25 protein-coding genes are annotated in these 25,189 nt (G+C 72.4%); 12 read left to right on the top strand and 13 right to left on the bottom strand.

Annotation, left to right across the window (positions count from 1 at the left end; all coding sequences use genetic code 11):
* Positions 1-137: 137 nt before the first annotated feature.
* Together ACIBAD_RS17505 and ACIBAD_RS17500 are read right to left on the bottom strand one after the other, a co-directional pair.
* Complete coding sequence (locus tag ACIBAD_RS17505; protein WP_134072584.1) at positions 138-1,214, bottom strand: aspartate-semialdehyde dehydrogenase; 1,077 nt, start codon at positions 1,212-1,214, stop codon at positions 138-140.
* Positions 1,211-2,485, bottom strand: coding sequence for an aspartate kinase (locus tag ACIBAD_RS17500; RefSeq protein ID WP_030152812.1), 1,275 nt, complete (start codon positions 2,483-2,485; stop codon positions 1,211-1,213). Before ACIBAD_RS17500 ends, ACIBAD_RS17505 begins: the two co-directional genes overlap by 4 nt.
* A 261-nt stretch (positions 2,486-2,746) precedes the next feature.
* On the opposite strand from ACIBAD_RS17500, the gene ACIBAD_RS17495 reads away from it, so the two are divergent.
* Positions 2,747-3,646: a hypothetical protein gene (locus tag ACIBAD_RS17495; protein ID WP_134072586.1), complete on the top strand. Its 900-nt coding sequence runs from the start codon at positions 2,747-2,749 to the stop codon at positions 3,644-3,646.
* A 101-nt stretch (positions 3,647-3,747) separates the two neighbouring features.
* Here ACIBAD_RS17495 and ACIBAD_RS17490 read toward each other — a convergent pair whose 3' ends face one another.
* From ACIBAD_RS17490 to ACIBAD_RS17480, 3 genes are read right to left on the bottom strand one after another with little or no spacing between them, the layout of a single operon-like run.
* Entirely contained in the window at positions 3,748-4,422 is a 675-nt protein-coding gene (locus ACIBAD_RS17490; RefSeq protein WP_398907565.1) for a DUF5063 domain-containing protein, read from the bottom strand.
* Entirely contained in the window at positions 4,415-5,014 is a 600-nt protein-coding gene (gene recR, locus ACIBAD_RS17485) for a recombination mediator RecR (protein WP_030152816.1), read from the bottom strand. Before recR ends, ACIBAD_RS17490 begins: the two co-directional genes overlap by 8 nt.
* A 37-nt stretch (positions 5,015-5,051) precedes the next feature.
* Complete coding sequence (locus ACIBAD_RS17480; protein ID WP_398907562.1) at positions 5,052-5,396, bottom strand: YbaB/EbfC family nucleoid-associated protein; 345 nt, start codon at positions 5,394-5,396, stop codon at positions 5,052-5,054.
* Between the two features lie 267 nt (positions 5,397-5,663).
* Here ACIBAD_RS17480 and ACIBAD_RS17475 point away from each other — a divergent pair, with 267 nt between their 5' ends.
* Positions 5,664-6,428 (top strand): SLATT domain-containing protein, encoded by a 765-nt coding sequence (locus ACIBAD_RS17475; protein ID WP_398907560.1) that lies wholly within the window; start codon positions 5,664-5,666, stop codon positions 6,426-6,428.
* A gap of 50 nt (positions 6,429-6,478) precedes the next feature.
* Here ACIBAD_RS17475 and ACIBAD_RS17470 read toward each other — a convergent pair whose 3' ends face one another.
* The 4 genes from ACIBAD_RS17470 to ACIBAD_RS17455 form a co-directional block, all read right to left on the bottom strand.
* A complete protein-coding gene (locus ACIBAD_RS17470; protein ID WP_398907558.1) occupies positions 6,479-7,129 on the bottom strand; it encodes a hypothetical protein in 651 nt (216 codons plus the stop codon).
* A 152-nt stretch (positions 7,130-7,281) separates the two neighbouring features.
* Positions 7,282-9,789, bottom strand: a complete 2,508-nt coding sequence (locus ACIBAD_RS17465) for a glycosyltransferase (protein WP_398907556.1) — start codon at positions 9,787-9,789, stop codon at positions 7,282-7,284.
* Positions 9,786-10,466 carry a GntR family transcriptional regulator gene (locus ACIBAD_RS17460; RefSeq protein ID WP_134072596.1) on the bottom strand — a complete coding sequence of 227 codons (681 nt, stop codon included), beginning with the start codon at positions 10,464-10,466 and terminating at the stop codon, positions 9,786-9,788. The genes ACIBAD_RS17465 and ACIBAD_RS17460 overlap by 4 nt, the downstream gene beginning before the upstream one ends.
* A gap of 98 nt (positions 10,467-10,564) precedes the next feature.
* On the bottom strand, positions 10,565-11,938 hold the full coding sequence (locus ACIBAD_RS17455) for an aspartate aminotransferase family protein (protein WP_398907554.1): 1,374 nt from the start codon (positions 11,936-11,938) through the stop codon (positions 10,565-10,567).
* Between the two features lie 255 nt (positions 11,939-12,193).
* Here ACIBAD_RS17455 and ACIBAD_RS17450 point away from each other — a divergent pair, with 255 nt between their 5' ends.
* Together ACIBAD_RS17450 and ACIBAD_RS17445 are read left to right on the top strand one after the other, a co-directional pair.
* Positions 12,194-12,865, top strand: coding sequence for a DJ-1/PfpI family protein (locus ACIBAD_RS17450; RefSeq protein WP_398907672.1), 672 nt, complete (start codon positions 12,194-12,196; stop codon positions 12,863-12,865).
* Positions 12,858-13,346, top strand: coding sequence for a MarR family winged helix-turn-helix transcriptional regulator (locus tag ACIBAD_RS17445; RefSeq protein ID WP_134072600.1), 489 nt, complete (start codon positions 12,858-12,860; stop codon positions 13,344-13,346). The genes ACIBAD_RS17450 and ACIBAD_RS17445 overlap by 8 nt, the downstream gene beginning before the upstream one ends.
* Positions 13,347-13,380: 34 nt before the next feature.
* On the opposite strand, the gene ACIBAD_RS17440 is transcribed toward ACIBAD_RS17445, so the two are convergent.
* Complete coding sequence (locus tag ACIBAD_RS17440) at positions 13,381-13,863, bottom strand: HIT family protein (protein ID WP_398907551.1); 483 nt, start codon at positions 13,861-13,863, stop codon at positions 13,381-13,383.
* 282 nt (positions 13,864-14,145) lie between these two features.
* On the opposite strand from ACIBAD_RS17440, the gene ACIBAD_RS17435 reads away from it, so the two are divergent.
* From ACIBAD_RS17435 to ACIBAD_RS17410, 6 genes are all read left to right on the top strand, one after another.
* Complete coding sequence (locus ACIBAD_RS17435; RefSeq protein WP_398907549.1) at positions 14,146-15,153, top strand: alpha/beta hydrolase; 1,008 nt, start codon at positions 14,146-14,148, stop codon at positions 15,151-15,153.
* Complete coding sequence (locus ACIBAD_RS17430; protein WP_134072606.1) at positions 15,146-16,369, top strand: acyltransferase; 1,224 nt, start codon at positions 15,146-15,148, stop codon at positions 16,367-16,369. Before ACIBAD_RS17435 ends, ACIBAD_RS17430 begins: the two co-directional genes overlap by 8 nt.
* Positions 16,362-17,705: a sensor histidine kinase gene (locus tag ACIBAD_RS17425; RefSeq protein WP_398907547.1), complete on the top strand. Its 1,344-nt coding sequence runs from the start codon at positions 16,362-16,364 to the stop codon at positions 17,703-17,705. The genes ACIBAD_RS17430 and ACIBAD_RS17425 overlap by 8 nt, the downstream gene beginning before the upstream one ends.
* 9 nt (positions 17,706-17,714) lie before the next feature.
* Positions 17,715-18,395 carry a response regulator gene (locus ACIBAD_RS17420; RefSeq protein WP_398907545.1) on the top strand — a complete coding sequence of 227 codons (681 nt, stop codon included), beginning with the start codon at positions 17,715-17,717 and terminating at the stop codon, positions 18,393-18,395.
* 87 nt (positions 18,396-18,482) lie between these two features.
* The gene (locus ACIBAD_RS17415) at positions 18,483-19,835 is read left to right on the top strand and encodes a sensor histidine kinase (RefSeq protein ID WP_398907543.1); all 1,353 of its coding nucleotides are present in this window, start codon (positions 18,483-18,485) and stop codon (positions 19,833-19,835) included.
* The gene (locus tag ACIBAD_RS17410) at positions 19,832-20,491 is read left to right on the top strand and encodes a response regulator transcription factor (RefSeq protein ID WP_134072614.1); all 660 of its coding nucleotides are present in this window, start codon (positions 19,832-19,834) and stop codon (positions 20,489-20,491) included. The genes ACIBAD_RS17415 and ACIBAD_RS17410 overlap by 4 nt, the downstream gene beginning before the upstream one ends.
* Before the next feature lie 14 nt (positions 20,492-20,505).
* Here the strand turns inward: ACIBAD_RS17410 and ACIBAD_RS17405 are convergent, their stop codons facing one another.
* Positions 20,506-20,676 carry a hypothetical protein gene (locus ACIBAD_RS17405; RefSeq protein ID WP_398907540.1) on the bottom strand — a complete coding sequence of 57 codons (171 nt, stop codon included), beginning with the start codon at positions 20,674-20,676 and terminating at the stop codon, positions 20,506-20,508.
* A gap of 72 nt (positions 20,677-20,748) precedes the next feature.
* Here ACIBAD_RS17405 and ACIBAD_RS17400 point away from each other — a divergent pair, with 72 nt between their 5' ends.
* Positions 20,749-21,945: a cytochrome P450 gene (locus ACIBAD_RS17400; protein WP_134072618.1), complete on the top strand. Its 1,197-nt coding sequence runs from the start codon at positions 20,749-20,751 to the stop codon at positions 21,943-21,945.
* 34 nt (positions 21,946-21,979) lie between these two features.
* On the opposite strand, the gene ACIBAD_RS17395 is transcribed toward ACIBAD_RS17400, so the two are convergent.
* Positions 21,980-23,554: an ABC transporter permease gene (locus ACIBAD_RS17395; RefSeq protein WP_398907537.1), complete on the bottom strand. Its 1,575-nt coding sequence runs from the start codon at positions 23,552-23,554 to the stop codon at positions 21,980-21,982.
* Positions 23,551-24,537, bottom strand: a complete 987-nt coding sequence (locus ACIBAD_RS17390) for an ABC transporter ATP-binding protein (protein ID WP_134072622.1) — start codon at positions 24,535-24,537, stop codon at positions 23,551-23,553. Before ACIBAD_RS17390 ends, ACIBAD_RS17395 begins: the two co-directional genes overlap by 4 nt.
* A gap of 75 nt (positions 24,538-24,612) precedes the next feature.
* Between ACIBAD_RS17390 and ACIBAD_RS17385 the strand changes: the two genes are divergently transcribed.
* Positions 24,613-25,116 carry a GbsR/MarR family transcriptional regulator gene (locus tag ACIBAD_RS17385; RefSeq protein WP_398907671.1) on the top strand — a complete coding sequence of 168 codons (504 nt, stop codon included), beginning with the start codon at positions 24,613-24,615 and terminating at the stop codon, positions 25,114-25,116.
* The last annotated feature ends 73 nt before the right edge of the window (positions 25,117-25,189 follow it).

Genomic DNA, 25,189 nt, shown 5'->3' with positions numbered 1-25,189 from the left:
GTACGCGTGAGGCCGCCTCACCGGCGAAATCCCGATTGCCCTCATGCGTACCCGCTCTTCCTGATTGCCCCGCCCGTCCAGGCGGCAGTCAGGCCATCACCTTGATCAAGGGATCAGCACTGATCCTACAAAGTGAATTACGCGAATTCACCAGCGATCAGTTCCGCGATCCGAGTGGCGTTCAGGGCGGCCCCGTTGCGGAGGTTGTCCGCGCAGACGAAGAACTCCAGAGAGCGCGGATCGTCGAGCGAGGCCCGCAGCCGCCCCACCCACGCGGGGTCCGTTCCCGCGGCGTCCACCGGGGTCGGGAACTCTCCGGCCGCCGGATCGTCCACCACGACCACACCGGGCGCGGCCTCCAGGATCTCCCGGGCGTGCGAGGCGTCCGCCTCGGCCTCGAACCGCGCCCGTACGCTCAGCGAATGCCCGGTCAGTACGGGCACCTGCACGCAGGTCACCGCCACGGGCAGCGCGTCCAGGTGCAGGACCCGGCGGGTCTGCGCCCGTACCGCCAGCTCGTGCGAGGACCAGCCGCCGTCCCGCAGCTCGCCGGACCACGGCACCACGTTCAGCGCGAGCGGGGCCGCGAAGGGACCCGCGTCCTCGCCCACGGCGCGGCGCACGTCCCCGGTCTGCTCGCCCAGGGAGGTCCCGGCGACCAGGGACAGCTGGCGGCGCAGCGCGTCGGAGCCGGCCCGGCCGGCCGCGCTCGCCGCCTGGTACGAGGACACCGTCAGGTCGGCCAGCCCGTACTCGGCGTGCAGCGCGCCCAGGGCCGCGATCATCGCGGCGGTGACGCAGTCCGGGCCCGCGACGATCCCGCGCGGGCGCATCCGTACGGCCTGGGCGTTGACCTCGGGCACCACCAGCGGCACCTCGGGGTCTTCGCGGAAGGCCGCGGACTGGTCTACGGCGACGGCTCCGCGCGTGACGACGACAGGGGCCCAGCGGGCGGAGATCTCGGCCGGGGTCAGGAACAGCACCACGTCGCCCCGGCCGATGCCCTCGAAGGCGTCCTCGGTGAGGGCGAGCACCTCGCACTCCTGCCCGCGCACGGCCAGCATGCGGCCGGCCGAGCGCCCGGAGGCGATCAGGCGTATGTCGCCCCAGACGTCCGCCCGCTGGGACAGGATCTGGAGCACCACGGAGCCGACTGCTCCGGTCGCCCCGACCACGGCGAGCGCCGGGGCCGGGGCCGACCGGGTCGAGGTCATCGTCCGGTGCCTCCGTAGACGACCGCCTCGTCGCTGTCGGAGTCGAGGCCGAAGGCCGTGTGCACGGCGCGGACGGCCTCGTTGACGTCGTCCTGGCGGGTCACGACGGAGATGCGGATCTCGGAGGTCGAGATCAGCTCGATGTTGACGCCCGCGTCGGACAGCGCCTGGAAGAAGGAGGCGGTGACGCCCGGGTTCGTCTTCATGCCCGCGCCGACCAGGGAGATCTTGCCGATCTGGTCGTCGTAGCGCAGGGAGTCGAAGCCGATGGCGCCCTTGGCCTTCTCCAGCGCGTCGATGGCCTTGTGGCCCTCGGTCTTGGGGAGGGTGAAGGAGATGTCCGTCAGGCCCGTGGACGCGGCGGACACGTTCTGCACGATCATGTCGATGTTGATCTCGGCGTCCGCGATCGCGCGGAAGATCGCCGCGGCCTCGCCCGGCTTGTCCGGAACGCCGACGACCGTGATCTTGGCTTCGGAGACGTCATGAGCGACTCCGGAGATGATGGCGTGCTCCACCTGCTCGTCCCCTTGCGGATTCTCGTTGCTGACCCAGGTGCCCGGCAGTCCCGAGAAGGACGAGCGGACGTGGATCGGGATGTTGTATCGGCGTGCGTACTCGACACAGCGGTGCAGCAGCACCTTGGAACCGGAGGCGGCGAGCTCCAGCATGTCCTCGGAGGAGATCCAGTCGATCTTCCGGGCCTTCTTCACGACGCGGGGGTCCGCGGTGAAGACGCCGTCGACATCGGTGTAGATCTCGCAGACCTCGGCGTCCAGCGCAGCGGCGAGCGCGACGGCGGTCGTGTCCGAGCCGCCCCGGCCGAGGGTGGTGATGTCCTTGCTGTCCGCCGACACGCCCTGGAAGCCGGCGACGATGGCGATGTTGCCCTCGTCCAGCGCGGTGCGGATACGGCCCGGCGTGACATCGATGATGCGCGCTTTGTTGTGGACCGAGTCGGTGATGACGCCGGCCTGGCTGCCGGTGAACGACTGGGCCTCGTGGCCCAGGTTTTTGATCGCCATGGCCAGCAGGGCCATGGAGATGCGCTCTCCGGCGGTCAGCAGCATGTCGAACTCACGCCCGGCAGGCATCGGGGATACCTGTTCGGCGAGATCGATCAACTCGTCCGTCGTGTCGCCCATCGCGGAAACCACGACGACCACCTGGTGGCCGTTCTTCTTGGCGTCCACGATCCGCTTGGCGACGCGCTTGATGCCCTCGGCATCGGCTACGGAGGAGCCTCCGTACTTCTGCACGACAAGGCCCACGTGCGCTCCTCGCTCAATCCAGTACTGCGGTCGCGGGCCAGTGTAACGAGCGACCGCGATGCGGCCGACGCGTACCACATCATGAGACATCCCGTTCACCCCGTGATCATGTCGGACGGGCTTCCGCTGTGGCCGACGAGGCCTTCCCGCGTAAAATGAGCTACGGCATGCCACGCAAGGGGCCCTCCTTTCCCACACCCTGTCTCGCGTCGTAACCCGGCGGGAGGAAAGAACGTCGTAACCCGGCGGGAGGAAAGAACGATGAACCGCACGCGTCGCATCGCACTCCTGGCTCCCCTGCTGGCCTCGTCCGTGGCCCTCGGCCCGGCCGCCGCAGCATCCGGAGCCGCGACGGGCACCGCCGCCGCCCCCGAGGCCGGCCAGTGTTCCCTCGTGAAGAGCGGGGGCAAGTCGGACGGCACCGCCCGCTACACGCTCACGGGCTCCGGATTCAACGGGTCCAAGAAGGTCACCGTCACCTCCGAAGGCGGTCAGAGCAGAACGGTCGGCGTGTCGAACTCGGGGCACTTCCAGGCCAAGCACCTGCCCTACGGCCAGTACAGCGCCGCCGCGGGCCAGGGCGGCACGGTGAAGTGCGTATCGCCGGAGAAGCCGGCCGGCGAGACGGACAAGTCCAAGACGCCCGAAGAGCAGTACGCCGCGGGCCGCAAGGCCGGTTTCGACCAGACCAAGGCCAGCTGCGAGACCAAGCCGAAGGCACCCGGCCTGACCGCCGTCGACCCGAACTACGAGAAGGGCTACACCGACGGCTCCGCGGAGGCGCTCAAGGCGTTCTGCGGGACCGGGACGAAGCCGCAGGAGCCCAACACGTCACCGGCGGATGTCGCCTCGGTGTCCGCGGCGGCGGCCCCGGCCAGCGGATCGGTGAATTGCGCCCCGTTGACGAAGATCGTCTTCACCGCGACCATCACGTCCAAGGGGGCCGGTCAGGTCATCTACCGTTGGGACCGGAGCGACGGCGCCACGGCATCGCCCGAGGTCGTCACCTTCGAGGCGGCGGGGACCAAGACGGTCACCGACGAGTGGAACAGAGGAGGCGCGGCCGGCACCGTCGTCGACGGCTGGGAAAAGGTCACGATTCTGAAGCCCAATAGCGGCATGGCCTCCAACCAGGCGACGTTCAAGCTGACTTGCTCCTGAACCCCGACACACCGAGGGGTCCCCCCGGCCGGACGCCGGACGGACCCCTCAGTGATGTGACGGCTCAGTGATGCGACGGCTCAGTGTGACGGCCGTGACGGCTACAGCTCGCCGACCGGCCGACGGGCCGGGCCGCGGCCGATCGTGCCGAGCTCCTCGGCCATCACCCGGCCCGCCTGCTCGGCGAGGTCGTCCTCGGCCAGGTCCTCGTCGGTGTCCAGGCCGTCCAGGGCCTCCAGCGGCTGGTCCAGCCGTACGTGCGCGATCAGCGACTGGAGGGCGCGCAGGGTGGCCGAGGCCGTCGGGCCCCAGTTGGTGAAGTACGAGAACTGCCACCACCACAGCGCCTCCGTGACGCGGCCCGACTCGTGGTGGATGAGCCCGTGCCGCAGGTCGGCGACCACATCGGCCAGATCGTCGGAGATCCGGTGGGCCACCGGGGCCTTGCGCGGCTCGTACGGGTCGAAGACCTCGGAGTAGACGTCGACCGGCTCCAGCATGATCGCGAACCGCTCGCGCAGGTCGTCCACGTCCGGCTCCGGACCGAGGTCGGGCTCGTACCGCTCGTCGGGCAGGACGTCCTGGTACGCGCCCAGCCGGCCGCCCGCCAGCAGCAGCTGGGACACCTCCAGGAGGAGGAAGGGCACCGCGCTGTCCGGGTCCTCGCCCTTGGCCACCTCGGTGACCGCGACGATGAAGGATCCGATCTGGTCCGCGATCGACGCGGCGAAGTCGTCCGGATCCTGGGCCAGGGCGTGCAGCGTTGCGTCAGACATCGAGAAGTCGCCTTCCTTCAAAGGCCCGCCCGAGCGTGACCTCGTCCGCGTACTCCAGATCTCCCCCGACGGGGAGCCCGCTGGCCAGGCGGGTGACCTTCAGGCCCATGGGCTTGATCATGCGGGCGAGGTACGTGGCGGTCGCCTCGCCCTCAAGGTTCGGGTCGGTGGCGAGGATCAGCTCGGTCACCTCCCCGTCCGCGAGGCGCGCCAGCAGCTCGCGGATGCGCAGGTCGTCCGGGCCGACGCCCTCGATCGGGCTGATCGCGCCGCCGAGGACGTGGTACCGGCCCCGGAACTCGCGGGTCCGCTCGATCGCGACGACGTCCTTCGGCTCCTCCACCACACAGATGACCGTGGTGTCGCGGCGCGGATCGCGGCAGATGTTGCACCGCTCCTCCTGCGCCACGTTCCCGCAGACCGCGCAGAACCGGACCTTGTCCTTGACCTCCAGCAGCGCGTGCGCGAGGCGGCGGACGTCGGTGGGCTCGGCCTGCAGGATGTGGAAGGCGATCCGCTGCGCGCTCTTGGGCCCGACGCCGGGCAGCCTGCCCAGTTCGTCGATCAGGTCCTGGACCACGCCTTCGTACACGGACTGCCTTCTTTCGCTGTGGGGGTCGGATGGAGGACTAGAACGGGAGGCCGGGGATGCCGCTGCCGCCGCCCAGGCCCTGGGCCAGCGGGCCGAGCTTCTCCTGCTGGAGCGCCTGGGCGTTCTCGTTGGCCGCCTGTACCGCGGCGACGACCAGGTCGGCGAGTGTTTCGGTGTCTGCCGGATCCACGGCCCGGGGGTCGATCACCAGCGCGCGCAGTTCGCCGGAACCGGTGACGGTCGCCTTCACCAGGCCGCCGCCGGACTGGCCCTCGACCTCGGCCTGCGCGAGCTCCTCCTGGGCCGCGGCGAGATCCTGCTGCATCTTCTGGGCCTGCTGGAGCAGCTGCTGCATGTTGGGCTGGCCACCACCGGGAATCACGGGTCACTCACTCCGTCACGTTGGTCCAAGACCGGGTCGGCTTGGTCAATCCGAGCCTACGTGCTCCCCGCGCGGCGCGCCCTACGCCGTGAGGACCAACTCTTTCGAGTGAGAGACGGGGCGTGCGCGTACCTGATGGAGACCTCCTTGCAGGCGGAAAACCGGGGATTCGCCGCCCATCGGCAGCCATTCGAAGGTAGGAAGAGCATGCGCATCATTGCGCACACGCGCACCACCACACGTCAGCGCAGGCAGAGGGAGTGCCGGGTGAGCCAGCCGGAGATGCAGCCCGACGGGCCACCCCGGGATCCCCGGGAGCCCCGGGACTCCCGGGAGGAGGGCAGCGGACCGATGGCGGCGGGCGATCTGACCGGCGGACCGTTCCCCCTCGGGGACTGGGGCGAGCCGGCCGAGCGGCTGGACGAGCTCTACCGGCGGGTCGAGGCCGATGCGCTGCGCACCGCGGAGTGGTACCTGTCCGACCGGGCCTGGAAGCGCCGGGGCGCGCGGGTGCTGCGGATCGGCGCGGCGGCGGGGGCGGTGACCGGGGCCTCGATTCCGCTGCTGGAGCTGACGGGGGCCGGGCCGGGCGCGGCCCCGTACGGGTACCTCGCGCTGCTGCTGGCCGCGGCGTGCCTGGCCTGCGACCGGTTCTTCGGCCTGACGTCGGGCTGGATGCGGGACGTGGCGACGGCGCAGGCGGTGCAGCGCCGTCTGCAGACGCTCCAGTTCGACTGGGCCTCGGAGAACGTACGGGAGGTCCTGGGGCCCACGGAGGGCACGGCGAGCGAGGCGGCGGAGCGGTGCCTGACCGTGCTGCGCCGCTTCTCGGAGGACGTGACGGAGCTGGTGCGTTCGGAGACCGCGGAGTGGATGGTGGAGTTCTCGTCGGGGCCGGCGCCGCTGGTGATGCAGTCGCTCGGCTCCCCGTCCTCCCGGGCCGAGGGGGGCCTCCCCCCGACCCGTTTCCCCCTCCCCCCGGGTACCCGCCCCAACATGCCCCGCCAACGCCCCCCTGAACAGCCCCGCTGACCGGGCCGCCGGCGTGCGAGGGGTCGGGGGCGGACCCCCGACCCGGCCGGTCAGCTGAAGATGATCATCGAGCCCTGGCCGAGGCACCGCGTCGCGGCGGCGTGCAGCCCGAGCCACACGTGCCGCTCCCGCGCGAAGGGGCTCTCGTCGTACGGGATGGGCCCTGCCGGCTCCTCCAGGGACGTGGGCCGGCCCGGCGCCGCCGGCGCCACCGGCGGATTCCCCGGGTCGATCCCGATCGCCGGCGCCACCACCGTCAGCTCGCGCAGCAGCCCCTGCGCCGACCCCAGCGGGCCGCCCCCGGCCAACAGCTCCTCATTGGCCAGCGGAGCCGCGAAATCGACCGGCACGTACGCCCCGGCATGGTCGTAGTGCCACACCAGGTGCGACTGCTGCGCCGTCGACTCGAACATCTCCAGCAGCTGCTCGTAGTCCCCGCCCAGCTCGTCCACCGGCGTCACCGGCAGGCCGCAGATCTGCAGCAGGTACGCCCGCCGCAGGAAGTGCAGGGCGTCGTAGTCGAAGCCTGCCACGGGGGCCACGTCCCCGCTCAGGCCCGGCATGTACGCGAACACGGGCACCGACGGCAGTCCCGCCTCGCCCAGTGCCTTGTCGTACGAGGCGATCTCTTCCGCGAACGGGTTGTCGGGGCTGTGGCACAGCACGTCGACAAGGGGGACCAACCACAGGTCACAGGCCACGCGGGCTCCGATCAGTCGATGCCGCCGATCCGGCCAGAGTAGTGCTCCGAACACCCTCCGCGAAGGGCTGCGCAGAACCTGTGGCGGAACCCCGGGCGAACCCGCGGCGCGAACCGGCCCCCATCAGGTGCGACCCGCGCCGGAGCCGCCCGCTACACCTGCCCCGGCCCCACCCTCCAGACCCATGCGTCCTCCACCTTCAGCGGCTGCCGGCCCAGCAGCTCGCTGATCATGTCCCGCAGCTCCACCCCCCGGTCCTGGAACGGCAGCACGACCGCGCCCGCCTTCCAGAACTCCAGGTCCTGCCGGGCCTGCTCCCGCCACTGCGGGGTGATCTCCGGCGGCTGCGCCCCGTACCGGACGTCCCGCAGGAGGTTCGAGAGGTGGCGCGGGGTGGCCCCGTAGATGCCGATCCGGTCGGGCCCCCACGGGCCGTTGAAGTACCCCCCGGCCAGCCGGAAGCCGAAGTCCGCTTCGACCTGCCAGTGCAGCGCGTCCGCCTGCCCGGGGTCCGGCAGCGGTACCGGAACGAGGGCTTCGCCGTCCTTGACGTAGTCCTTCCAGGCCCCCGACGTGATGAACGCCGGCACCGGCGCCCGCTCCCGTACGGCCAGCGGCAGCGGCAGCACCGGGATCAGCGCCGCCGCCACCCCGAGCAGGCCGAGCGTGCGCAGCTCGCGCGTGCGCGTCCGTACGATCCGGTCCAGCGCGAGCGCGATCAGCACGCCCAGCACGGGGGCGCACACCATCGCCACGCGCCCCTCGATCACCGACTCGAACAGCGGCAGCTTCACCATCAGCCGCCACGGCCCCGGCAGCACGACGTCCGTACGCGGGACGGGCACCCAGGGCCCTAGGGACAGCGCCAGGGCCGCGGCGCCGGTGATCGCGAGCGCCCGGACGACCCTGCGGCGCCACATCCACACGCACACCGCAACGCCGAGCGCCAGCAGCGGCCAGCCGTAGAAGGCGTTCTGCTCGGTGGTGTTCAGGGAGAGCCGCCCGGCCGTCTCGGCGTCGCCGAAGAGCGAGCGGGCGGCGTACTCGACCAGGGCGCGCGGGCTGTTCCCGGCGTTGTCCCCGTGGAGCACCGAGTGGTAGCTCTGCGGGCCGAAGAACTGCCAGTACAGCGGGAAGGCCAGCAGGGGCACGCAGACGCCGGCGGCGACGGCCAGGCCCCGGCCCAGCGGCCGCGCGGCCGCCAGGGCGCGCGGCCGGTCGACCAGCAGGTACGCCAGCGAGAAGACCAGCATGCCGAGCGCGGCGATGAGCAGCGGCTCCTCGCCGAGGAAGACCTGGTACGTCGCGAACAGGCCGAGCAGGACCCCGTCGCGGACGGTGTTGCGCCCCTCGCACAGGCGCAGCGCCCGGTCGATGATCAGCGGGAGCATGAAGAGGACGACGAAGTTCGGGTGGCCGTTGGCGTGCGAGACCATCGGCGGCGCGAACGCGGCGAGCGCCCCGCCCGCGGCGGCGGCCCAGCGGCTCTGCACGAGGCGGCGGCGGATCAGCCAGTACCAGGTCCAGGCGCTGGCGGCCATGCCGAGCGTGAGGACGAGCGCGAAGGTGACCGTCTCCCCGAACAGGACCGTGACGGGGATCAGCGGGACGGTCAGGCCGAGCATGGTGGCGTTGGCCATCAGGTTCACGCCGTCGGGCATGCCCTGGGCGGTGGTGAAGAGCGGATTGCGCAGGTGGGTGATGTTGTCGGTGGCGACGCCCACGAACCACTCCCACTGGTTCTGGTCCTGGAGCGCGTCCTTGAGGTAGCGGCCGTCGAGGTTCGCCCACAGGCCGTGGAAGACGTACGCGGAGAGGGCGGTGAAGACGGCTGCGACGGCCAGGCCGCCGGCGTTCAGCCGGAAGAGCTCCGCCAGCGCGCGGCGGCGGTCGCCGGCGGCGCGCCGGGGGCGTCCTGCCCGGTCCGGGGTACGGCGCACCGGGACCTCGGCCACCTGCCAGCCCTGGCGGCGCATCCAGCGCAGCACCTCGGCGTCGATGGCCGGGCCGTCGAGGGCGGAGGCGCCGAAGGCGGCCCGCGCCCGGTCCCCGTCGAAGAGGGCGAAGCCGCAGGTGCCGGTGCGGAAACCCGGGATCCCGGGGATGCCCAGGGCGCGGACCAGGCGGTTTCCCGACCGGCCGAGGGCGGCAGCCGTGCTCTGGCCCCCTTCGCCGAGGGCCTGCTCCAGCCGGTCCAGCCCGGTCGGCGGCGTCCTGAGCCCGGCATCGGCGAGCAGCACCCGATCCCCGGCGGAGGCGAGCACTCCGGCGCGCAGGGCGGCGCCGCTGCCGCGGTGGTCCTCGGAGCGGATCAGCCGGATCCGGGGCTCGTCGGCCGCCGCGGCTTCGACGAGGGCGGCGGTGGCGTCGGTGGACGCGTCGTCGACGACGACGAGCTCCCAGTCGCCGGGACCGCTGCCGAGGCGGGCGTCGAGGTGGGCGCGGAAGGCGTCGAGCGTCGGGCCGATCCGGTGCGCGTCGTCGTGGGCGGGGATGACGACCGAGAGTCCGACGGCGCCGAGCCAGGCGGGGGCGGCTCGGGGGGCCTCGGCCTCTTCGGGGACCGCGGGGGCTGCGGGGGCTGCGGGGACTTCGGGGGCTCCAGCGGCATCGGGGGCTTCGGCCGCTGCGGCTTCGCCGGTTGCGGTCGTGTCGGTCATGCGCCGACCGCCTTCAGGCCCGCGGCCCAGTCCAGCCCGTGCTGGTTGTACGCGTACACGAGCCTGCGTACCTCGTCGGCGTCGGCCCGCGTCACCGCGTCCACCAGCTCGTTGTGGCCGGACCACAGTCCGGTGTGCAGATCCGGGGCCGCCTTCAGGTGCGGTACGGCGAAGACCCAGCACTGCACTCGGATGCGGTGCAGGAAATCCGAGATGTACGTGTTGCCGACCAGCCCGCTCAGCTCCCTCCAGAAGCGCAGGTCGTAGCCGATCAGCACTTCGAGGGAACCGCTCTGCGCGGCCCTGCACGCCTCCTCGGCACGACGGCGCACCGACACCAGCATTTCGCCGGAGCCGGGCGCGGTGCCGCGCTCGACGAGCCGCCGGAAGATCCCGTCCACTATGAGCGTACGGGCCTCGATCATGCCCCGGTAGTCGTCCACGGAGAAGACGCGCACGCGGAAGCCCCGGTGCTGGACCGATTCCAGCAGCCCTTGGGCCGCGAGGTCGACCAGCGCCTCGCGTACGGGGGTCGCGGAGACCTCGTACTGTTCGGCGATCTGCTTGACCGTGAACTCGGTGCCCGGTGGCAGGCGTCCCGCCAGCACTTCGTCGCGCAGCGCGTCGGCGATCTGCTGGCGAAGTGTGTTGCGGGTGACAGCGCCGCTGCCTGACATAGGGGTCCGTCTCCTTCAGTGAACTTTCGGACACCTTAGGCCAGACAGCGAGGCCGAAACCGATCGAGCGTCGGCGGTTTCCTGAGCGGACGCCGCCGTCAGGCCGCGGTGGTGTGCCGGTCCGCGACCGTCAGCGCCTCGTCCAGCAGGGCCAGGCCCTCCTTGGCCTCCGCCTCCGTGATGGTGCACGGCGGCACGACGTGCGTCCGGTTCATGTTGACGAAGGGCCACAGGCCGGAGGCCTTGCAGGCCGCGGCGAACTCGGCCATCGGCGCGTTGTCGGCCCCGGCCGCGTTGTACGGGACGAGCGGCTCGCGCGTCTCCTTGTCCCGTACGAGCTCCAGCGCCCAGAACGCGCCCAGGCCGCGGACCTCGCCGACCGACGGGTGCCGCTCGGCGATCTCGGCGAGTGCCGGGCCGATCACGTTCGCGCCGAGGTGGGCGGCGTGCTCGACGACGCCCTCCTCCTCCATGGTGTTGATCGTCGCCACGGCGGCGGCGCAGGCCAGGGGGTGACCGGAGTACGTCAGGCCGCCGGGGTAGGGGCGCGTGGCGAAGGTCTCGGCGATGGCGCCGGAGATGGCGACGCCGCCGAGCGGCACGTACCCGCTGTTCACGCCCTTGGCGAAGGTGATCAGGTCGGGGGTGACGTCCCAGTGCTGGGCGGCGAACCACTTGCCGGTCCGGCCGAAGCCGGACATGACCTCGTCGAGGATGAACACGATGCCGTGGCGGTCGCAGAGCTCGCGTACGCCCGCGAGGTAGCCGGCCGGCGGGGTCATGATCCCGGCGGTGCCCGGCACGCTCTCCAGGATGATCGCGGCGATGGTCGCCGGACCCTCGAAGGCGATGGTGTCGGCGAGGTGCGCGAGGGCTCGCTCGCACTCCTCGGCCTCGGTGGCGGCGTGGAACGGCGAGCGGTAGAGGAACGGGCCCCAGAAGTGCACGACCCCGGCGGCGGCCGTGTCGGAGGGCCAGCGGCGCGGGTCGCCGGTCAGGTTGATCGCGGCGGCGGTGGCCCCGTGGTACGAGCGGTACGTCGACAGCACCTTCTGCCGGCCCGTGTGCAGACGGGCCATGCGGACGGCGTTCTCGACGGCCTCGGCGCCGCCGTTGGTGAAGAAGACCTTGTCCAGGTCGCCCGGGGTCCGCTCGGCGATGAGGCGTGCGGCCTCGGAGCGGACGTCGACGGCGAAGCCGGGCGCGAGGGTGCAGAGCCGGGCGGCCTGCTCCTGGATCGCGGCGACGACCTTGGGGTGCTGGTGGCCGATGTTGGTGTTCACCAGCTGGGAGGAGAAGTCGAGGTAGCGGTTGCCGTCGTAGTCCCAGAAGTACGACCCCTCGGCCCCGGCGACGGCGAGCGGGTCGATCAGGGCCTGGGCGGACCAGGAGTGGAAGACGTGGGCGCGGTCGGCGGCCTTGACGGCCGCGCCGGCGGCGGCGGTGTCGCCCGTGGTGACGTGAGGGGTCATGCGGCCACGCTAAGAGTGCCCAGGTGGGAGGGGATATCGGCGGACTGTATGCGGGTGGGGGCCGGGCCTCGGCAGTCTGTCGGCACGGAATGCGGAACGGGTGGCGGAACGGCCTCGCGGAATGCATCACCCATCGGATCGCGGATCGCGGATCGCGGATCGCGGATCGCGGATCGCGGATCGCGGATCGGAGTGATTGACAGCACACTGTCGAAGTGACAGCCTACTGTCATACCGATGGAAGAGGCGATGAAGATGACGACGAACGGGACGACCGCTCCCTCCGCTCCGTCCACTCCCCCCACTCCGTCCACCCGGCCGGTCCACCTCGCGGTGTACGACACGTACGCGGACTGGGAGACCGGCCACACCACCGCGCACCTGACCCAGCGCGGCCACCGGGTCCGTACGGTCGGCTTCGCCGCCGGAGCGCCCGTCACGACCATGGGCGGCGTCCGCATCCAGCCCGACCTGGCCCTCGCGGACCTCTCGCCCGAGGACTCCTCCCTCCTCATCCTGACCGGCGCCTCGCTCTGGGACTCCGGCGACGACCTGGCCCCCTTCGCGGCGAAGGCGCGGGAGTTCCTGGCGGCGGGGGTCCCGGTCGCGGCGATCTGCGGAGCCACGGCCGGCCTGGCCCGCGAAGGCCTGCTCGACGCGTACGCCCACACCAGCGCGGCCGCCGGCTACCTCGCGGCGCAGCCGGGCTACGCGGGCGCCGGGCGCTACGTCGAGGCCGACGCGGTGACGGACGGCGACCTGATCACGGCGGGCCCGACGGAACCGGTGGCCTTCGCCCGGGAGGTCTTCGCCCGGCTCGACGTCTACGGGCCGGAGGTCCTGGACGCCTGGTACCGGCTGTTCCACGACTCTGACGCGAGCGCGTTCCCGGTGCTGATGGCGGCGGGGGAGCGCGGCGATGCCTGACGCCCCGTCCTCTCCTTCGCCGGTGCGGGCCCGGCAGGACCTGCTGAGCCGCACCGCCCTGGGCGTGTTCGGCCTGAACGGCCGCTTCCTCGCGATCTCCGAGGAACTGGCCAGACCGGCCGGGCTGACCGCGGCCTGGTGGCAGGTGCTGGGCGCGGTGCTCCAGGAGCCGCTACCGGTGGCGGGGATCGCCCGGGCCATGGGCATCACCCGGCAGAGCGTCCAGCGCATCGCGGACCTGCTGGCGGCCAAGGGCCTCGCGGAGTACGTCCCGAACCCGGCCCACCGGCGCGCGAAACTGCTCCGCCCGACGGAGGAGGGGCGTGCCGCCGTGGCCCGCATCACCCCGGCCCACGCCGTCCTGGCCAACCGCCTCGCGCAGGAACTGGGCGAGGCGGCCTTCACGGAAACGGTAGAGGTCCTGGACCGCCTCACGAAGGCCCTGGACGCGCTGCTGGCCGACGGGGCGGCGACGCCGTAGAGGGATGCCTGCCCGGCCGGTCGGGAAGTACGGCCTACCCCGCCGCGAGCAAGTCCAGCTCCTCCCCGATGGCGGCGCGCAGGCCGTCGTGGCGGGGGCCCAGCGCGTGGCGGTCGCCCCGCCAGCACTCCTCCTGCTCGTACCGCCACACCGGCACGCGGACCAGTTCCGGGGGCTCCCAGTCGTAGCGGGGCCAGATGTGGGCGTGCAGGTACGGATCGGAGTTGCCCAGGATCTCGATGTTCACCCGGCGGAAGCCCGGATCGAGCCGCCGGCAGGCGCGCTCGACGGCCTCGGCGAGCCGCTCCATGTCGCCGAGGTACGCCGTCCGGCGCGCCTGCGGCAGGTCCGAGAGCCGGGTCCCTGACGGGTCGTCCGTCAGCAGGACCGCGTACCCGGGGAGGAACTGCCGGTCCCCGATGACGGCGAAACCCTGGTCGAGGCGGCGCAGCACGGTCGGGTTCTCGCCCCGATGCGCGCTGCCTATGCGGTCGTTGCGCCAGTCTCCGTTGGTCATCCCGGGACCCTGGGCCCCGTCTTTCGGATCGTGGCGCGGCGGCCCGATCCCAAAGGCACGACCTAGTCCACGGCCTTGAGGACGCATCCCCGGGTACGGGTCCGGGGGATGGCGGTCCTCTTCGGGCGTGGCTCTCAGGTCTGCCCTGTCATACCTGAGAGCCACGCGGAAAGGGGGCTCTGCAGCGGGACGCCGACGATGCCCCCCAATTCCTAACTTCGGAACCGGAGATGACGCGGACAGCGCCGCCTCCGGAACCGTGCGAAGGAAGAGGGACCCGCCATGACCCGCGCCGCAGGACGCCCCGATGGACGCCCCGATGGGCGCCTCGAACGACGACGCCCCGCCGAACGGCAGCAGCGCGGCCGGCTGCGGCGCACCCTGCTGGGCGGGCTCGTCGCGGCGGCCGTCGTGCTCCCCGTGTCGGCCGCCGCCTCTCCCGACGTCCCCGCTCCGGCGCCCGCCGTACTCGCCGAACACGCCGCGCTCCCCGACCGGTACGCCGCCCACCGCGCCGACCTCGCCGAGGCGGCCCGCATGGCGCAGGACGCGGGCCGCACCGGGCGCGCAGCGAAACTGCACGCCATGGAGGCGGAGGGCACCGCCCGGTTCCTCGCCTTCGACGGCCGCGGCAAGGGCCGGGCCGTCGAGGTGCTCGGCGATCTGGCGAGCGCCGACCGGGTCGCCGTCCTGGTGCCCGGCTCCGACACCAAGCTGGACACCTACCAGCGGTTCCGCGCCGGGGCCGTCGCCCTGCAGCAGCGCCTCCAGGTCGAGCATCCGCGCTCCGCCGTGGTCGCCTGGCTGGGGTACGACACCCCCGGCACGGTCAGCGCGACCGTCCTGACCGCCGACCGGGCGGATGCGGCGGCCGCCGAACTGGGCCCCTTCCTCGACCGCTTGGGACGTACGGCCGCGCCCGGAGCCCGGCTCTCCCTGCTCTGCCACTCGTACGGGTCCGTGGTCTGCGCCCGGACCCGCACCGGCCCCGAAGTCACCGACATGGCCCTGTTCGGCAGCCCCGGTACGGGAGCCTCCGCTGCCGCCGAACTCCCGACCGGGGCCCGGGTCTGGGCCGGGCGCGGCGGGGCCGACTGGATCGGCCATGTCCCCCATGTACGCCTCGGCGGGGTCGGCTTCGGCACCGACCCCGTCGACCCGGCCTTCGGGGCCCGGCTCTTCGCGGCCGGCCCCGGCGGGCACAGCGACTACCTCAAGCCCGGCACCGCGTCCCTCGACAGCCTGACCCGCATCGTCCTCGGCACCGCCCTGGAGGCTCCCCATGCCTGAGCTCCGCGCCCGCTGGTCCGCCCTCGCAGACCGCATCGACGCCGGGACGCCCGCCGACCGGGACCGGACCGTGGACGCCTTACGGGCCTTCGCCATCCTCGGCGTGGTGCTGGGCCACTGGCTGGTGACCGCGCTGACCACCGCCAACGGCGGTCTGAGCACCACCAGTCCGCTGGCCCACCTGCCGTGGCTGGCTCCGGTGTCCTGGGTGTTCCAGACGCTGTCCGTGTTCTTCCTGGTCGGTGGCCATGTCGCCGCCCGCGGTCACGCCTCGGCGCGCGAGCGCGGGGTCCCTTACGGGGTGTGGGTCGGGCAGCGGCTGTCGCGGCTGTTCCGGCCGGTCGCCGCGGTGCTCGCCCTGTGGGCGGTGACGTCGGTCGGGATGCTGCTCGGCGGCGCCGAGCCGAGCACCGTCCAGACGCTGGTCAAGCTCGTCCTCTCCCCGCTCTGGTTCCTCCTCGTGTTCGCCGTGCTCACCGCCGCCACGCCGCTCGTGGCCCGGCTGAGCCCGCTGTGGCCGCTGGCCGTGGTGGCCGGTGTGGACGTGTGGCGGTTCGGCCTCGGCGGGCCCGAGTGGATCGGCTGGGTCAATGTGGCCGCCGGCTGGCTCGTCCCGTTCTCGCTGGGCGCCGCATGGTCCCGCGGGGCGTTCGCCCGGCGCACCCCGGCCGCCCTGCTGCTCGGCGGCGGCGCCGCAGCCACCGCCGGGCTTGTCCTCTGGGGCGGGTATCCGGCGTCCATGGTGGGCGTCCCCGGAGCCCCGATATCGAACCTGAACCCGCCGACTCTGGCTGCCGTCGCCTTCGGCCTGGCCCAGTGCGGGCTGGCCCTGCTGCTCCGCGGGCCGCTGGACCGGGCCGTGCGACGGCCCCGGGCCTGGGCGAAGGTGGCGCTGATGAACCTGTCCGCGATGACGATCTTCCTGTGGCACCAGACGGCGATGATGGCCGTCACCGCTCTGGGGCTGCTGGCCCCCGCCGATCTCCCCGGGCTGCACACCGTGCCCGACTCCCCGCTGTGGATAGCCGCCCGGCTGCTGTGGCTGCCGGTGTTCGCCGCCGCACTGGGCGTCTGCTGGACCGCGTTCCGTACGTACGAGCAGGCCGGGCGGCCGAAGAGGGCCACGTCCTCCCGGACGGTCTCCGGTGCGGTCACGGGCTCCCGGACCACGGCCCGCACCCTGCGGGCGTCCGAAAAGGTGATCCACCATGCCTAGGCTGGACGGCGTGAACGAGCAGAGCGAGCCGCCCGCCATGGAAGTGGAAGCGCAAGCGGACTCCGCCAGGACCACCGGGCCAGGGGCCCGGATCCTGCGGACCCTGGCCCAGGACCTGCTCACCGTCGAGCGGGACCCGCTGCCCCGGATGTCCCGGCCCCGCTGGCTGGCCCGGCTGCCGCACGCAGTGGTCATCTACGCCGCGGTCTTCTTCGGGTTCCTCACCGCGCAGCAGATGGGCGAGAACTACAACGACTACGGCGGCATCCCGCTGCTGGCGGGGCTCCTGACCGGCACGTCCATCGTCCTCGCGATGTTCCGCCCGATCGGCGGATGGTGGTTCGGCCTGCTGGCCGCGGGCGTGACCGCCTGGTCGATCCGGGACGACGTCGGCCCCGACCAGACCTGGCCCTGGATACCCTCCGGGCTCCTCGCGTTCGCACCCGTCCTGCTGCTGGTGGCCCTGCGGGTGCCGCCCCGGGTGACCGTCGCCGCGATCGCCGTCCCCATCGGGCTGACCGGTCTGGCCGAGCTGCTGTTGAAACCGGAGCACAGCCAGAGCAGCATCGTGGCCGCACCTCTCCTCTTCGGCTTCGTCGGCCTGCTCGGGTACGCCCTGCGGGCCACCCGCCTGGCCCGCGGCAAGCTCGTCGAACAGGAGACGCTGACCGAGGAGGAGCGGGCCCAGCGCACCCTGCTGGAGGAGCGCAACCGGATCGCCCGCGAGCTGCACGACGTCGTCGCCCACCACATGTCGGTGATCTCCATCCAGGCGCAGGTCGCCCCGCACCTGGTGGAGAACCCCTCCGAGGAGCTCAAGGAGAACCTGGCGGGCATCCGGGAGAACGCGCTGGAGGCCCTGACGGAACTGCGGCGGGTGCTGGGCGTGCTGCGCTCCGAGCAGCCGGACGACCCGGCGAACCCGCACCATCCGCAGCCCACCCTCGCCGAACTGGACGGCCTCGTGGACAACGTGCGCAGCGCCGGCCTGGCCGTCACCACCGAGATCGCGGGCATCCGGCGGCCCCTCGCCCCGGGCGTCGAGCTCACCGCGTACCGGATCGTGCAGGAGGCGCTGAGCAACTGCCTGCGCCACGCGCCCGGATCGCGGGTCGAGGTCGGTATCGCGTACGGGCCGTGCGAGCTGCACCTGTGCATCGCCAACAGCGCCCCGACCCGGCCGGCCCCGCCCTCGCACGGCGCCGGGCACGGTCTGCTCGGGATGCGTGAGCGGGCGGGCATGCTGGGGGGCGAACTCGCCGCCGGCCCCCGCCCCGGCGGCGGCTACGAGGTGAGCGCCGTGCTCCCGATGGATCCCGAGACGAAGAAGGACTGAAGAGGACGCATGAGCACTCCGGCCGGCCCGATCAAGGTGATGATCGCCGACGACCAGATGATGGTCCGGCAGGGCTTCACCGTCCTCCTCAACGCCCAGCCCGACATCCAGGTCGTGGGCCAGGCCGTGGACGGGGCCGACGCGGTGGCCAAGGTCGCCGGACTCGGGCCGGACGTGGTCCTGATGGACATCCGCATGCCCGGGATGGGCGGCATCGAGGCCACCTCGATCATCACCGCCGCCCCGGACTCCACCGTCAAGGTGCTGGTGCTGACCACCTTCGACCTCGACGAGTACGTGTACGAGGCGCTGCGCGCCGGGGCCTCGGGGTTCCTGCTGAAGGACGCGTCGGCCGACCAGCTCGCGGAGGCGGTCCGGGTGGTGGCGGCCGGCGAGGCGCTGCTGTCGCCGAACATCACCAAGCGGCTGATCACGGAGTTCTCGCGGATGGGGGCGCCGCGGGCGCCTTCGAAGGCGCGGATCGACGAGCTGACGGAGCGGGAGACGGAGGTGCTGTCGCTGATCGCGCAGGGGCTGTCCAACGCGGAGATCGCCGCGCACCTGGTGGTGGCCGAGCAGACCGTGAAGACCCATGTGGGGCGGATCCTGGTGAAGCTGGGCCTGCGGGACCGCACCCAGGCCGCGGTGTTCGCGTACGAGACGGGTCTGGTCCGTCCAGCGGGCTACTGAGTGCCCCGGGTAGTACTTGAGGGGGAGGCCGGGATATCCCCTTCAGCGGCGACGCGGACGAGGGGGCGGCCGACCTACGGTGTGGGTATGACCGAGACGACCTCCCGGGCGAACCCCCGGACCCCTGAGTTCCGGATGGCCTCCGGCCTGTTCCAGAGCCTGCGCCAGGATCTGATCACGGACGCCTTCGCGTACCGGCCGCTGGCGCCGATGCGCACCGACGGTCCGGTGACGCGGCGGCTGCCCGGGCGGATACGGCCGTACATGGCATATCTGCCGCATGCGGTCGTCGGGTTCGCCGCGTTCTTCGTGGTGATGCTGACGTCCACCACCAGCGGGGAGTACGTCGTACCGAGCAGCTCCCTCGTGATGGGGCTGGTCGCGGCCACGCCGGTGCTGATGACCCTGGCGCGGCCCGTGGGGGCGTTCTGGGCGGCCATAGCCGCCAGCGGTGCGCTCGCGGTGGTCGGCTCCGGCATGAACGACGTGTGGCCCTGGACGCCGGGCGCCTTCGTCTCCTACCTGGCAACGGTGACGTTCGCCGCGATGCGGCTCAGGCCCCGGGCGGCGGGCTGGATGTGGCTGATCACCCTGGGGGTCGGGCTCGGGATACCGGTCGTGCTCGGCCGGGGGGAGCCCGTCGAGATCATGCCGATGGCCTTCGTCCTGGCGGTCTCGCTGCTGGTGGTGACGGTCCGCAACATACGCAGGGAAGCGGAGGAGGAGGTCAGCGCGCAGCAGGAGGTCACGGCCGTGGAGCGGGACCGGCGGACGCTGCTGGAGGAGCGGACGACGATCGCGCGGGAGCTACACGACGTGGTGGCCCACCACATGTCGGTGGTGGCGATCCAGGCGGAGGCAGCGCCGTACCGGGTGAAGAACCCGCCGCCGGAGCTGGAGGCGGCGTTCGCCACCATCCGGGAGAACGCGGTGGCGGCGCTGACGGAGCTGCGCCGGGTACTGGGTGTCGTGCGCTCCGCGGACTACGAGGCGCCGGACGCCCCGCAGCCGACGCTGGCCTCGTTGGACGGGCTGCTGGCCAATGTGCGGGAGGCCGGGCTGAGCGTGGAGAAGACGGTGACGGGGTCGGTGCGGGAGCTGCCGCCGGGCGTGGAGCTGTCGGCGTACCGGATCATCCAGGAGGCGCTGAGCAACACCCTGCGCCATGCGCCGGGGGCGCCGGCGTCGGTCGAGGTCTCGTACGTACTGGGCGGGTTGGGCATACGGGTGGTCAATGCGGCGGCGACCGCGGATGTGCGGCCCTCGCCGGGTGCGGGGCACGGGATCACCGGGATGCGGGAGCGGGTGGCCATGCTGGAGGGTGAGATGACGGCCGGCGAGACCGGTGCGGGCGGGTACGAGGTGGCGGTGTTCATACCGGTGCGCGGACGGCAGGGCGAGGCGCAGGACGCGGCGCAGGGCGCAGGGCAGTCGGCATGACCATCAGGGTGCTGATCGTCGACGACCAAATGATGGTCCGGGAGGGCTTCTCCGTCCTGCTGAACGCGATGGACGGTATCGAGGTGGTCGGCGAGGCGGTGGACGGCCGCGAGGCCATCGCCAAGGTGGCGGCGCTGCGGCCTGACGTGGTGCTGATGGACATCCGGATGCCGGTGATGAACGGGCTGGAGGCGACGCGGGAGATCGTGGCCTCCGACACGGACGCGAAGGTGCTGGTCCTGACGACCTTCGACCTCGACGAGTACGTGTACCAGGCTCTGCGGGCCGGGGCCTCCGGGTTCCTGCTCAAGGACGCCTCGGCCCGGCAGCTCGCCGACGGGGTGCGGGTCGTGGCTTCCGGTGAGGCGCTGCTGGCGCCGACGGTCACCAAGCGGCTGATCCTTGAGTTCTCGAAGCTGTCGGCCCCGCCGAAGCTGGCGGATCCGGCGGGGGCAGGGGAGTTGACGGAGCGGGAGACGGAGGTGCTGGTGCTGATCGCGCAGGGGCTTTCCAACGCGGAGATAGCGGACCGGCTCATCGTCGCGGAGTCGACGATCAAGACGCACGTGAGCCGCATCCTGGTGAAACTGGGCCTGCGCGACCGCACCCAGGCCGCGGTGTTCGCCTACGAGACCCGCCTGGTGACTCCGGCATAGCCGCGGCCGTCCGGTCAGTACGGGGAGTCGGCCTCGTACCGGTCCAGGCAGATGTCGCGGCCCGCCCTCGGCTGGTCGCACTCTCCGGCGGCGACGCGCTTTCCGGCCCGGGCGAGGGCAATGTCGAAGATCGTCGTCGGCCTTGCCGGGGCGGTGGAGTCCTGGCGAATCCGTCTGCCGGGCACCGCGCACGGGCACGGGCACGCGACATGACGGCACGTCACACACGCTCATGGCACAGCCCCTAGGCTTCGGGGATGGGCTTTGATCCGTGGGACGCCGCGTTTGTTGCCGATCCTTACCCTGCCTACCGGGAGCTGCGGGAGCAGGGGCGGGCGCTGTGGTGGGAGGCCACCGGGCAGTGGCTCGTGCCGCACTACGCCGATGTGAGCGCGCTGCTGCGCGACCGCCGGCTGGGCCGGACCTACCTGCACCGCTTCTCGCACGAGGAGTTCGGCCGGGAGGCCCCGCCCCCGGGCCACGAGCCCTTCCACGTCCTCAACGACAACGGCCTGTTGGACCTGGAGGATCCCGCCCACGCGCGCGTACGGCGCCTGGTGTCGAAGGCGTTCACCCCGCGCACCGTGGAGCAGCTCGCGCCCGCCGTGGACCGGCTCGCCCGGGAGCTGGCCGGGCAACTCCTCGCCGACGGGGGCGGGGACCTGCTCACCGTCGTCGCCGAGCCGCTGCCCGTGGCGGTGATCGCCGAGCTGCTCGGGGTCCCGGCGGTGGACCGGGCCCTGCTGCGGCCCTGGTCGGCGGATATCTGCGGGATGTACGAGCTCCGCCCGGACGAGGAGACCGCGCAGCGGGCGGTCCGCGCGAGCGTGGAGTTCAGCGCATACCTGCGCGAGCTGATCGCCGAACGGCGCAAGCAGCCCGGCGAGGACCTGATCTCCGGCCTGATCGCCGCCCACGACGAGGAGGGCCGGCTCAGCGAGCAGGAGATGATCTCCACTTGCGTCCTCCTGCTGAACGCCGGCCACGAGGCCACCGTGAACACCACCGTCAACGGCTGGTGGACCCTCTTCCGCCACCCCGAGCAGCTCGCCGCGCTCGATCCCGAAAAGTTGTCCACAGCTGTGGATGAACTCATGCGCTACGACACTCCCCTCCAGATGTTCGAACGCTGGGTACTCGACGACATCCGTATCGGTGACACCGTCATCCCGCGCGGAGCCGAGGTCGCGCTGCTCTTCGGGTCCGCGAACCGGGATCCCGCCCGGTTCGAACGGCCCGACGACCTGGACCTCGCAAGGGCCGACAATCCGCACCTCAGCTTCGGCGCCGGGATCCACTACTGCCTCGGCGCCCCGCTCGCGCGGCGGGAGCTGACCGCCTCGTTCGGGGCCCTGCTGGCAGACGGAGTCCCGCCGCTGAAGCTCGTACGGGAGCCTCGGTGGCGGGACGGGTACGTCATCCGCGGTCTGGACGAACTCCTCGTGGAGTTCTGACAGTTCGGTCAGTCCGACGGTCCGGGGCGGAGTACTACACGGCCAGGTCCCGGCGGCGCAGCGCGGTCAGGCCGGCCGCCAGCAGGGCCGCCGCCAGCGCGGTCAGCACCAGCAGCGGGGCCCAGGCCAGGGCCTCGGCACCCGGCAGCTTGGGCAGGTGGGCGAAGGGCGACAGGTTCAGGACGGCCTGCGGGAGGTTCATCGCCGGGCCGATCCAGCCCAGCGTCAGCGCACCCCCGGCCACCGCCCAGGCGGCCACCGCGCACCGGGGGGCGGCGCCGTGCAGGAGGGCCGCGAAGGCGCCGATCACCCAGACCGCCGGGAGCTGGGCGAGCGTCGCGCCGACCGCCGCGCCCACGTCCCGGCCGTGCCCGAGCCCCAGGCCCAGCCCCGCCAGCAGCAGGATCAGCGCCGAGCCGCCGAACGCCACCGCCAGGTGGCCGCCGGCCCAGCGCAGCCGGCCGACGGCGTTCGCGAGCAGCGGTTCGGCGCGCTGCCCCGACTCCTCAGCGCTCAGCCGCAGCACCGCCGACACGATGTAGAGGGCGGCGGTCATGCCGAGCATCCCGGCCATCGTCGCGAGGAAGGCGTCCGCGATCCCGCTCTGCCCGCCCATCCGCTTGATGATCTCGCGGGTCCGCTCGTTGTCGCCGACCAGCTGCGTGGCCCCGTCCGTCATCCCGCCGAAGACCACCCCGGCCGCCAGGAACCCGAGGCTCCACCCGATCAGGCTCCCCCGCTGGAGCCGCCAGGCCAGTGCCCCCGCGCTGCCGAGCCGGCCCTCCGCCGGGCCCGGCCGGGCCGACAGGAAGCTCATGCCGACGTCGCGGCGCCCGGCCAGCGCGTACGCCGCCGCCACTTGCACCGCCACGGCCGACGCGAACAGGGCGAACACCCACGGGCGTTCGTCCGCGAAGGCCCGTACGTGCTCCAGCCAGCCCAGCGGCGACACCCAGGTCAGCGCGCTCGAACCCCCGGCGCTCCCGGCGTCTCCGGCGGCGCGCAGTACGAACGCCACGCCGAGCAGCGCGCCCGTGAGCCCCTTCGCGAGCCGCGCGCTCTCGGTCAGCTGCGCCGCGATGGCGGCCAGGGCCGCGAACAGCATCCCGGTGGCGCCGATGCCCAGCCCGAGGGCGAGCGCACCGCCCGCCCCGCGTCCGGCGAGCCCGGCCGTCACCAGCAGCGCGGCCAGCCCGTTGGCCGTCAAGGCTGCCAGCAGCGCGGCCGTCAGCGGGGCCCGGCGGCCCACCATCGCGGCGGAGAGCATCTCCTGACGGCCCGTCTCCTCCTCCTCGCGGGTGTGCCGGACCACGATGACCAAGCTCATGATCCCGGCGAGCACCCCCGCGAAGACCCCGCCGCGCCATGCGGTCAGGGCGCCGGTCGAGTCGCCGAAGACCGGCCCGTACAGGGCGCGCAGCGAGCCGTTGGTGTTCATCGTGGTGACCAGCCGGGCCCGCTCGGCGGCCGTCCCGTACACCGACTCCAGCGAGGCGGGCAGGCTGAGCACCAGCAGCGCCACGACCATGATCCAGACCGGCATCATCACGCGGTCGCGGCGGAGTGCGAGGCGCAGCAGCGGGCCGGTGCCGGCCAGTTGGTCCTTCATCGCGACACGCCCGCCTTCACGCTCGCGCTACCGCCGTTGCCGTCCGCGCCGCCCACGTCGCCCGCTGCGCCCGCGCCGCCCACACCGTCCGTGTCGTCCGTGTCGTCCGCGTAGTGCCGCAGGAAGAGCTCCTCCAGCGTGGGCGGGGTCGCGGTCAGCGACCGCACCCCGGAGTCGGCGAGCGAGCGCAGTACGGCGTCCAGCTTGTCCGTGTCGGCCTGGAGCCGGATCTTCAGCCCCTGCACCTCCACGTCGTGCACGCCCGGCAGGTGCGCGATGCCGTTCGGCGGGCCGGCGAGCTCGGCGCTGATCGACGTACGCGTCAGGTGCCGCAGATCGGCCAGCGTGCCCGTCTCCACCGTGCGGCCCTTGCGGATGATGCTGACCCGGTCGCAGAGGGTCTCGACCTCGCTCAGGATGTGCGAGCTGAGCAGCACCGTCCGCCCGGCGGCGCGCGCCTCGGCGACGCAGCCCTGGAAGACCCCCTCCATCAGCGGATCCAGCCCGGAGGTGGGCTCGTCGAGGATGAGCAGTTCGGCGTCGCAGGAGAAGGCGGCGACGAGCGCGACCTTCTGCCGGTTGCCCTTGGAGTAGGTACGCCCCTTCTTGGTGGGGTCCAGCTCGAACCGCTCGATCAGCTCGGCGCGCCGGGTCCGGTCCAGCCCGCCGCGCAGCCGCCCGTAGAGGTCGATGACCTCGCCGCCGGAGAGGTTGCGCCACAGGGTGACGTCGCCGGGGACGTAGGCGACGCGGCGGTGCAGTTGCACGGCGTCGGCCCAGGGATCGCCGCCGAGCAGCTCGGCGGTTCCGGAGTCGGCGCGCAGCAGGCCCAGCAGAACCCGGATGGTGGTGGACTTGCCCGAGCCGTTGGGGCCGAGGAAGCCGTGGACCTCACCGGTGGCGACCGCGAGGTCGAGACCGTCCAGTGCGGGGGTGCGGCCGAACGCCTTGTGGAGTCCGGCGACGCTGATTGCCTTCGTCATGATTCTGAACGTACGCTACTTTCACAAACTTGTGAAGCTAGGGAAACGTATAAAGTCAGGAGGGTGGCGGACGACATGGATGCACGGGCGCAGGACGTTCGGAGCGACGAGGCGGCGGTCTCGCGCTTCGTGGAGCGGTTCGCCGCGCAGCTGACCGAAGCGGGCATGCAGCGGATGGCCTCGCGGGTCTTCGCGCAGCTGCTCGCGAGCGACAGCGGATCGATGACCTCGGCGGAGCTGAGCGAGGCGCTGCGGATCAGCCCGGCGGCGGTGTCGGGGGCGGTGGCTTACCTGACGCAGGTGACCATGGTCAGCCGGGAGCGGGAGCCGGGCTCCCGGCGGGACCGGTACGTCCTGCACAACGAGCTCTGGTACGAGACGTTCACCCGGCGGGACCAGGTGCTGAACCTCTTCGAGAAGACCCTCCGCGACGGCGCGGCCGGAGTCGGCACGGACACCCCGGCCGGCGCGCGCATGGCGGAGACGGCGGCGTTCTTCGAGTTCCTGCAGGGCGAGATGCACGCGATGATGGACCGCTGGCGGGCCCACCGGGCCACCTTGGACCTCCCGAACCCGTGAGGCCGCGGCCGCATCCCGCAGTGAGCGCCGCGGCGCCCCTCGCGCCGCTGCCGCCGCAGCACCCCTCCCGTCG

The sequence above is a fragment of the Streptomyces sp. NPDC051109 genome (assembly GCF_044455885.1).
In the GTDB taxonomy this organism is placed as follows: Bacteria; Actinomycetota; Actinomycetes; order Streptomycetales; family Streptomycetaceae; genus Streptomyces.
Note: the sequence above shows the minus strand (reverse complement) of the source record. Positions and strands in the feature narration are given on the sequence as shown.